This is a genomic window from Kitasatospora sp. NPDC093558 (assembly GCF_040683475.1).
Classification (GTDB): domain Bacteria; phylum Actinomycetota; class Actinomycetes; order Streptomycetales; family Streptomycetaceae; genus Kitasatospora.
Genome location: NZ_JBFBDY010000292.1, coordinates 1 through 8,009, shown reverse-complemented (window position 1 = coordinate 8,009; position 8,009 = coordinate 1). Strand labels below are relative to the sequence as shown.

At 73.5% G+C, this 8,009-nt stretch carries 9 protein-coding genes, 3 tRNA genes and 1 pseudogene; 6 read left to right on the top strand and 7 right to left on the bottom strand.

Annotated features, from left to right (window positions below; translation table 11 throughout):
* From AB0O00_RS23910 to crcB (AB0O00_RS23890), 5 genes are all read right to left on the bottom strand, one after another.
* Positions 1-1,680 (bottom strand): DEAD/DEAH box helicase (locus AB0O00_RS23910; RefSeq protein WP_363654937.1); only part of this gene is annotated, 1,680 nt, incomplete at its 3' end.
* A gap of 195 nt (positions 1,681-1,875) precedes the next feature.
* Positions 1,876-2,604, bottom strand: coding sequence for a hypothetical protein (locus tag AB0O00_RS23905; RefSeq protein ID WP_363654936.1), 729 nt, complete (start codon positions 2,602-2,604; stop codon positions 1,876-1,878).
* A 321-nt stretch (positions 2,605-2,925) separates the two neighbouring features.
* Positions 2,926-3,300 carry a fluoride efflux transporter CrcB gene (gene crcB / locus AB0O00_RS23900; RefSeq protein WP_363654934.1) on the bottom strand — a complete coding sequence of 125 codons (375 nt, stop codon included), beginning with the start codon at positions 3,298-3,300 and terminating at the stop codon, positions 2,926-2,928.
* Positions 3,297-3,722: a DUF190 domain-containing protein gene (locus tag AB0O00_RS23895; RefSeq protein WP_363654932.1), complete on the bottom strand. Its 426-nt coding sequence runs from the start codon at positions 3,720-3,722 to the stop codon at positions 3,297-3,299. The genes crcB (AB0O00_RS23900) and AB0O00_RS23895 overlap by 4 nt, the downstream gene beginning before the upstream one ends.
* Positions 3,719-4,219: a fluoride efflux transporter CrcB gene (gene crcB, locus AB0O00_RS23890; RefSeq protein WP_363654930.1), complete on the bottom strand. Its 501-nt coding sequence runs from the start codon at positions 4,217-4,219 to the stop codon at positions 3,719-3,721. Before crcB (AB0O00_RS23890) ends, AB0O00_RS23895 begins: the two co-directional genes overlap by 4 nt.
* 70 nt (positions 4,220-4,289) lie before the next feature.
* On the opposite strand from crcB (AB0O00_RS23890), the gene AB0O00_RS23885 reads away from it, so the two are divergent.
* The 5 genes from AB0O00_RS23885 (at position 4,290) to AB0O00_RS23865 (ending at position 5,681) form a co-directional block, all read left to right on the top strand.
* Complete coding sequence (locus AB0O00_RS23885) at positions 4,290-4,631, top strand: metallopeptidase family protein (RefSeq protein ID WP_363654929.1); 342 nt, start codon at positions 4,290-4,292, stop codon at positions 4,629-4,631.
* Between the two features lie 114 nt (positions 4,632-4,745).
* Positions 4,746-4,818, top strand: a tRNA-Glu gene (locus AB0O00_RS23880).
* A 57-nt stretch (positions 4,819-4,875) separates the two neighbouring features.
* Positions 4,876-4,949, top strand: a tRNA-Asp gene (locus AB0O00_RS23875).
* A 27-nt stretch (positions 4,950-4,976) separates the two neighbouring features.
* Positions 4,977-5,050, top strand: a tRNA-Phe gene (locus tag AB0O00_RS23870).
* A 205-nt stretch (positions 5,051-5,255) separates the two neighbouring features.
* Positions 5,256-5,681 (top strand): DUF3592 domain-containing protein, encoded by a 426-nt coding sequence (locus AB0O00_RS23865; protein WP_363654927.1) that lies wholly within the window; start codon positions 5,256-5,258, stop codon positions 5,679-5,681.
* On the opposite strand, the gene AB0O00_RS23860 is transcribed toward AB0O00_RS23865, so the two are convergent.
* Positions 5,671-6,888 (bottom strand): glycosyltransferase, encoded by a 1,218-nt coding sequence (locus AB0O00_RS23860; RefSeq protein ID WP_363654939.1) that lies wholly within the window; start codon positions 6,886-6,888, stop codon positions 5,671-5,673. The two genes, AB0O00_RS23865 and AB0O00_RS23860, sit on opposite strands and share 11 nt — an antisense overlap.
* Before the next feature lie 237 nt (positions 6,889-7,125).
* Here AB0O00_RS23860 and AB0O00_RS23855 point away from each other — a divergent pair, with 237 nt between their 5' ends.
* Entirely contained in the window at positions 7,126-7,671 is a 546-nt protein-coding gene (locus AB0O00_RS23855; protein WP_363654926.1) for a Uma2 family endonuclease, read from the top strand.
* Here AB0O00_RS23855 and AB0O00_RS23850 read toward each other — a convergent pair.
* Positions 7,665-8,009: pseudogene (locus AB0O00_RS23850) on the bottom strand (alpha/beta hydrolase); the annotation flags it as partial. The gene AB0O00_RS23855 and the pseudogene AB0O00_RS23850 overlap by 7 nt on opposite strands.

Here is an 8,009-nt window from a genome sequence, read left to right as displayed (position 1 = left end):
GGCGCCACGGTCGTCGCGGTCACGGCCGAAGGCCGGACGCTCGTTGCGCGCCTCGCGGTACGACGGGGCCCGCTCCTCGGCGACCGGGCCGGACTGCGCCGGCACGGCGACCGCGGCGTCGGCGGCCGGAGCGTCCGCGCCGGTCTCGGCGGCGGCGTCGCCCTCGGCGACCGGGGCCTCGTCCTCGATGCCCAGCTCGGCCCGCTCGCGCGCCGCACGGGCGGCGAGGCGGTCGGCCTCCTCGCGCAGCTCGGTGGCGCGGCGCTGCGCGCGCTCCAGCTGGCGGGTCATGTCGGCGAGCTCGCGCTCGGCGGCACCGGCGATGTTGGCGGCGCTCTCGGCCTGCACCTCGGTCAGCGAGCGGGCGCCGGTGATCCGGGCGACCTCGGCGTCGAACGCGTGGTCCAGGATGTGGCGGCTGGCCTCGACGCCCGCGTCCTCCATGAGGCGGAAGACGCCGCGGCGCTGGTGCGGCAGCACGAGGGTGACGACGGCGCCGGAGCGGCCGGCGCGCGCGGTGCGGCCGGAGCGGTGCAGGTAGTCCTTGTGGTCGCCGGCCGGGTCCACGTTGAGGACCAGGTCGATGCCGTCGACGTGGATGCCGCGGGCGGCGACGTCGGTGGCGACGACGACGTTGACGTAGCCGTCCTTGAAGTCGCCGAGGACACGGGTGCGGGCGCCCTGGGTCATGCCGCCGTGCAGCGCGTCGGCCTTCACGCCGGCCTCGATGAGCTGCTCGGCGACGCGGTCGGCGCCCATCTGGGTGCGGACGAAGATGATCGTGCGGCCCTTGCGGGCGGCGATCGCGTTGGTGATCGGCGCCTTGTCCTTGGGCTTCACCACGAGGATGTGGTGGGTCATGGTGGTGACGGCGCCGGCCGACGGGTCGACCTCGTGGGTGACCGGGCTCTTCAGGTAGCGCTTGACCAGGGTGTCGATCTCGTTCTCCAGGGTGGCGGAGAACAGCAGGCGCTGGCCGCCGGCCGGCACCTGGTCGAGGATCTCGGTGACCTCGGGCAGGAAGCCCATGTCGGCCATCTGGTCGGCCTCGTCGAGCACGACGGTGCGGACGTCGTCCAGCTTGGCCGAGCCGCGGTTCAGCAGGTCGCGCAGACGGCCGGGGGTGGCGACCAGGATGTCGACGCCGCGCTCCAGCGCGTAGATCTGGTTCGACATCGAGGTGCCGCCGCAGACGACCTTGAGCTTGAGCCCGAGCACCGAGCCGAACGGCTCCAGGGCGTCGGCCACCTGCATGGCCAGCTCGCGGGTCGGGACGAGGATCAGGCCGCGCGGGTGCTTGGGCTTGGTGCGCTCGCCGTCGGCGAGGCGGGTCAGCAGCGGCAGGCCGAAGCTGAGGGTCTTGCCGGAGCCGGTGCGGCCGCGGCCCAGCACGTCCTTGCCGGCCAGGGCGTCCGGGATGGTCGCGGCCTGGATCGGGAACGGGGTGGTCACGCCGCGCTTGGCGAGGGCGCGCACGACGTCGTCGTGCAGGCCCAGGTCGCCGAAGGTGATGGTCGGCTCGGCGGCCTCGGCCTCGGCGGCCTCGACGGCGTCGGTCTCGACCGCGTCGGTCTCGGGGGTGGTGTCGGTGATGTCGTCGGCGGTGATGTCGACGGGGGTGGCATCGGCGGCGGACTCGCTTGCGGGCATGGCGAAGCGGGCGTCGTCAACGAGAGACATGCAAAACCTTCCGGAAGTGGCACGCGCCAAAGTCCGGGGTTCTGTTTCACAACCGCCTCTATGCGGTCAGCCACGGATCGCCGGAACGCGCCAAGGGCGCCAGATGGGAGTAGGGCGCCAGACAAATGAATCAAACGAACGATCTACCACCATAGAGGATCCTCGGGATCAGAGGCAAATGCCCTGGCCATCCCCCTAATGCGTGCTCGGGCGGGGGCTCGGGGCCGAGGAACCGGAGCTGCCGGAGGACGGGTCCGGGGCGGGCGGGACGGTCGCGGCGGGCGAGCTGGGCTCGGGGGTCGTGGACGGGTGGGCGGTGGGCGTGGCCGAGGGGGCGCCCGACGTGCCGCCGCCGGACCGGCCCTCGCCGGTGCCGCCGGTACTGCCGGTGCCGCCGGTGCCGGAACCCGTCGTACCGCCCGTGCCCGCCGTGCCGCCGCCCGCGGAGGAGCCGCCGCCCGGCTTGGGCGCGGGGCTGGCGTTCGCGCCCCCTGCCGTGCCGTTCGCGCCACTCGCACCCGGCGCGGCGGCGGGCACGGGGGCGCCCGGCACGGGAATCACGCCGGCCGTGGCAGCGTTCGCGCCCGGCGCCGGCTCACCCGGAGCCTGTGACGTGCCCCCGGCGGGCGCGTTCTCCGCCTGCAAGCCCCCCTGCCGCTCCGCGCGCCCGGACGCACCCCCGAGGTGCCCGCCGCCCGCCGGAACCGAGGGGCCGCCCGTCGCCCCCGGCTTGGCGGCCGGACCGGCCTGGCCCACCGGCGCGACGCCGCCGTGCTTCTCCTCCGCCGCCGGGCCGACCGACATGCAGCCCGTCAACCCCAGCCCGGCCACCGCCAGCATCGCCGCCGCCCGCACCACACCGGTCCGCAGGTGCGCGCCCCGCGCCTGCTCCGCCGCCTGCGCGCGCGCCGAAACCGTACGCACCGCCGTCCGAACCGCCCGCACCGAAGCCACCGAGCTCCCTCTCTACCGCCCCACCCTGGCCGCCCGCTGCCGCGCGGCCGCTCCCGGTGCCCAACGCGCGCGGGGCCCGGCGGGACACGGGCGGCGCAGCAGGAAGCCGACGGCGGCCAGCCACCCGGCCCAACGCCACGGGTTCAAACCGGCCGCACCAGGGATTCACCCCCACGGGGGAGCGCACAACGGCGGGTCAATCACCCGTAGGACGGCGTTCCGCACGACGGCCCTCCGCACGACGGCCCTCCGCAGGACAGCCTTCTGCAGAACAGCGTGCCGCAGGACCCGTCAGCCCCAGAGCGCCGAGGCCAGCTCCGCCCCCGCGTAGACCGCAGCCAGCCCGGCCGCCAGGCTGCCGGCCACGTTCGCCGCCGCGTACCGCCCGGCCCCGGTCTCCACCAGCCGCAGCGTCTCGTACGAGAACGTCGAGTACGTCGTCAGCGCCCCGCAGAAGCCCGTGCCGACCAGCAGTTGGACGTGCGGGGAGGCGGCCCCCGCCGCCACCGCGCCGGTCACCAGGCCCAGCACCGCGCAGCCGACGACGTTCACCACGAACGTCCCCCACGGGAACACCGAGTCGTGCCGGGACTGCACCGCCCGGTCCGTCAGGTACCGCATCGGCGCCCCGACCACGGCCCCCGCCACCACCAGCAGCCAGTTCACTGCTCCGCCTCCCCGCCCGAACCGCCCGCGCCCTCTGCGCCCGCCGTACCCGCCGCGCCCGCCGTGCCAGACGCACCCGCCGCACCCGCCCGCCCGACGTACCGCACGACCTCGCACGGGTCGAGCATCACCAGCCCCTCCGCGACCAGCTCGTCCAGCTGCGGCAGGAACCCCCGCACCCGCTGCTCCTCGTCCACGATCACCACCGCCACCGGCAGGTCCTCGCTCAGCGACAGCAGCCGCGTCGTGTGCACCAGCGACGACGCCCCGAAGCCCTCGATCCCCCGGAACACGCTCGCCCCGGCCAGCCCGGCGGCGCGCGCCCGGTGCACGATCTCGCTGTACAGCGGCCGGTGGTGCCAGCGGTCGTTCTCCCCGATCAGCACGGTCAGCCGCAGCGCCGGCCCGCTCAACACACTCATGCCGAAACCCCGTCCCGGGCGCCGCGGTGGATCAGACGGCGCGTCACCCCGGCCGCCGCCCACACCGCGAGGAGCGCGCCCGCCAGCGTCAGCCCCAGGTAGGCCAGGCCGGGCCCGAGCCGGTCCGCCTCGACCAGGCGCCGGATGTCCACCGCGTACGTCGAGAACGTGGTGAACCCGCCCAGCACGCCCGTCCCGAAGAACGGCCGCAGCAGGGGGTGCGCCGGGCGGCCCTCGGTGATCGCCACCAGGAAGACCCCGATCACCGCGCAGCCGACCACGTTGATCAGCAGCGTCGTCCACGGGAACGTGCTCGGCCCGGCCGTCCACGCCAGCCCGGCCGCGTACCGGGCCACCGCGCCGATCGCCCCGCCCGCCGCGATCACCGCCACGGCCGGCCCCTGCCCGCGCAGCACCGGCGGGCGCCGCCGAGCCACCGGCACGACCGGCGGCGCCGTCCGCGCCGCGTCGTCCACCGTCCCGTCCGAGGTCGTCATACGGCCATGAAACACCGGCTCCCACCACCTGGCACACCCTCACCCCAGACCCGACAATGATCCGGTGGAGATGACCCGGGAAGAGTTCGAAACGCTGGTCGGCGACGCGCTCGACCTCATTCCCCCGCAGCTCGCGGCCATGATGGACAACGTCGCGGTGTTCGTCGAGGACGAGCCCGACCCCGCGGACCCTGAGCTCCTCGGCCTCTACGAGGGCACCCCGCTCACCGAGCGTGGGGAGTGGTACGCCGGGGTCCTCCCGGACCGGATCATCATCTACCGCGGCCCGACCCTCCGGCACTGCGAGACCCGCGAGGAGGTCGTCGCGGAGGTCCGCACGACCGTCATCCACGAGGTCGCCCACCACTTCGGTTTCGACGACCACGAGCTCCACGACCTCGGCTGGTCCTGACCCCGCCCCGGAGGCCGCCGCCCGACCCCGCCGGAACCCGTTTTGGCGATCCGCCCGACATCCCATATGCTTCTCGACGTCCCCGAACGCTGGAAACAGCGGGACAGGCCGCAAGCCCTCATCGTCTAGTGGCCCAGGACGCCGCCCTTTCAAGGCGGTAGCACGGGTTCGAATCCCGTTGGGGGCACGCAGTACCGTTGTAAAGTGCAGTGCCGCAAGACCTGGTGGCCCACCAGCCACCTAAGGTCCCGTGGAGCAGTTGGTTAGCTCGCCACCCTGTCAAGGTGGAGGTCGCGGGTTCAAGTCCCGTCGGGATCGCTCGTCTCGCAAGAGACGGTGCAGTACGGCCAGGTAGCTCAGTTGGTACGAGCGTCCGCCTGAAAAGCGGAAGGTCGCCGGTTCGACCCCGGCCCTGGCCACAATCGCCTGACCAGGCACAATGCCCTCGAAGCAGCTCGCTTCGAGGGCATTTTCGTGTCGCGGGATCGCGGCCATGTGACGCCGATCACAATCCTTCGGGTTCGACCATGGCGCCGCCCGGGCCGTACGTGACGAGCCGGGGTGGCCCGCCCGACCGGCAGCCGCACGCGCAACCGGCGCCCCCACGAGCGCGTCGCACACCACATGCAACGCGAATGGCTCTTCTCGCTCATCCCTCTGGCGATCGGCGCGGTCTTCCTCGGCTTCGGCGTGTACGGACTCCGTCGTGCAGGCGCGCTCCGTCGCACGGGTGTCACGGCAGAGGGGCGGATCATCCGGCACGAGGCACGGCGAGAGGACGAAGGCGCCACGTTCTACTACCCGGTCGTGGCCTGGACGGCTCGTGACGGCCGCGAGTGCGAGTACGCGTCCAGGTTCGGCCGCGGTGTCGTCAAGGGCGGCTTCGGCGTGGGAGCCCGTGTCGAGGTCCGCTACGACCCGGAGGACCCCCGCCGATATGCGATCCAGGGCTGGGACGCGGCAACGGTCGACCTGGTGTTCACCGTGATCGGGTCGGTGCTCACGGCGGGCACAGTCCTGACGTTGCTCGCCCGGCTGCTCACTCTCTGACCGCGTCGAGGAGGAGCTTCGCGGCCACCGTCGTGCCGTCCGTGCGGATGGTGGCGGCCACGGCGGTGGCGCGGGCGCGGGTTTCGGGGGTGAGGGCCTCCTTGAGGGCGGCGGACAGGGAGTCGACGGTCGCGGTCGGTCCGTCGTGGGCCACGCCGATGCCCGACGCGGCCACCCGGCCCGCCCAGTACGGCTGGTCGACGATCTGCGGGACCACCACCTGGGGCGCGCCGGCCCGGGCGGCCGTGGTCGTCGTGCCCGCGCCGCCGTGGTGGACGACGGCGGCGACCCGGGGGAACAGCGCCTGCTGGTTGACCTCGCCCACGACGAAGCAGTCGCTCGCGTCGTCGACCTGGGCCAACTCCGCCCAGCCGCGCCCGAGGAGGACCCGGCGGCCCTGCGCGCGGACGGCCTCGACGGCCACCCGGGCCGCCTCCTTCGCACCGCTCAGGGGCATGCTGCCGAAGCCCACGTACACCGGGGGTTCGCCGGCGTCCAGGAACGCCACCAGGTCGGCGGGGAGCGGGCGTTCGTCCGGGAGGGTCCACACGCCGGTCTGCACGACGTCGAGACCGGCCGACTGCTGCCACGGGTCCAGGACCGGGTCCGTCGCCAGCCACGGCCGGTCGGCGAGGACGTGGTCGCGGACGTTGTCCACCGGCGGCAGGCCGACCGACGCCCGGTGGGTGTTGACCGCCTCGCCGAACAGGGCGTTCATGGCCCCGATGTTGAGGTCCCACAGCGCCTTGTTGTCGGTGACCTCCGGCGGGTACGGCTGGATCGGGTACTCGAACGGCCGGTGCTGCGCGGACGGCAGCACGGTCGGCTGGAGGGCCAGGTAGGTGTAGCGCAGGCCCAGCTTCTCCGCGGCCGACCGGGCACCGGCGGCGGCCGGGAACAGGCCGGTCGCCACCACCGCGTCACCGGGCCCGGCCGCCCCCATGACCGCGTCGTAGAACTGGGCGACCAACGCCGCCGCCCGCTTGGGAAGGTCCGACGGCGCGGGCCGCGGACCGGTCACCAGGTCGCGCACCGACTGCCCGACCGGCACCAGCTCCACGCCGACCCCGGCCAACAACTCCGCGAACTCCCGGTCCGGCGGCGCGCACACCCGCACCTCCGCGCCGAACTCCCGCAGTCGCACTGCGAGTCCCGCCAAGGGCTGGACATCCCCGCGCGAACCGTACGTCGCCAACACCACGCGCATGCTCTGAATCTCCCTCATGTCCTGCTCTTGACTGGGAGATTCTGCAGTTCGACCGGGGCCTTGCCGCAAGACCCCCCGTGCGCTATAAGTTGAGAGTGGCGAGGAGTGGGTACACCTCCAACGCCCGTGGCCCCAACCGCCTCGGCGGTTTCGAGAGGCCTTTCGCCGTTCCGGGGCCGATCCCCGACTACGCTGGGTCTCCGACGGCGGCAGACACGTTCGGAAGGCTCGGTTCTCGTGAACCCGGAACACTTCGAGCTCCTGGAAGAGGCCCGCAGGAGCCTGCCCAACGGCTTCAAGGTCGAGCTCTCGGGAGACACCATCGTCATGATGGTGAGCCCGTCGGGCATCCACCAGCGCAACCTTCCGGTGGTGCGCCGGCAGTTCGACGCCCACACCCCGCCGGGGCTCCTGCCGAGTGAGAACACCGACCTGGTCTCTCCCAACGTCGGAAAGAGCCGCAACCCGGACCTGACCTACCTCCCGGACGAGGCGCTGGCCACCACCGACAACCAGGTGCCGGCCGAGCTGGCCGCGATCGCGGTCGAGCTGGTCTCGCCCTCCAACCCGGAAAACGACTGGGTGGGGAAGGTGCGGGACTACCCGCTCATGGGCATCCCGCTCTACCTCCTGGTCGACGCCCGGGAGAAAACCGTGACCCTGCTCAGCCGGCCCGACGGCACCCGGTACCACCGTCGCGAGGACATCGCCTTCGGGGAGACCCTGCAGATTCCCGAGCCGTTCGACTTCGAGCTGCAGACCTCCGGGCTGCTGCCCTACTGACCCCCGCCCTCCAGGCGGCCCGTGAGCCAGTCGGCGGTGGTGGGGAGCCAGTCGGGGAGGGCGGTGCCCAGGAGGTGGTTGCCGTGGGGGACGAGGAGGAGTTCGGCGGCGGGGGCCTCGGCGGCGAGGGGGGTCGCGTTGGTGATGCCCGGGATCATGTCCTCGCCGCCCTCGACGACGAGGACGGGCACGGTGAGCGCGGGCACGAGGGCCGTCAGGTCCAGCCGGGCGGCGAACGCGCGGGCGGCGTCGGGGCCGCCGCAGCGCTGGACGAGGGTCGCGTGGACGAACGGCGGCAGCTCGTCCCAGGCCAGCCGGTACGGGCCGCTGACCAGGGC

Excerpts from the sequence above, each read along its gene's own strand:
- AB0O00_RS23865 (WP_363654927.1), top strand. The coding sequence starts at position 5,256 with ATGCAACGCGAATGGCTCTTCTCGCTCATCCCTCTGGCGATCGGCGCG.
- AB0O00_RS23885 (WP_363654929.1), top strand. The coding sequence starts at position 4,290 with ATGACCCGGGAAGAGTTCGAAACGCTGGTCGGCGACGCGCTCGACCTC.
- AB0O00_RS23895 (WP_363654932.1), bottom strand. The coding sequence starts at position 3,722 with ATGAGTGTGTTGAGCGGGCCGGCGCTGCGGCTGACCGTGCTGATCGGG.
- crcB (WP_363654930.1), bottom strand. The coding sequence starts at position 4,219 with ATGACGACCTCGGACGGGACGGTGGACGACGCGGCGCGGACGGCGCCG.
- AB0O00_RS23860 (WP_363654939.1), bottom strand. The coding sequence starts at position 6,888 with ATGCGCGTGGTGTTGGCGACGTACGGTTCGCGCGGGGATGTCCAGCCC.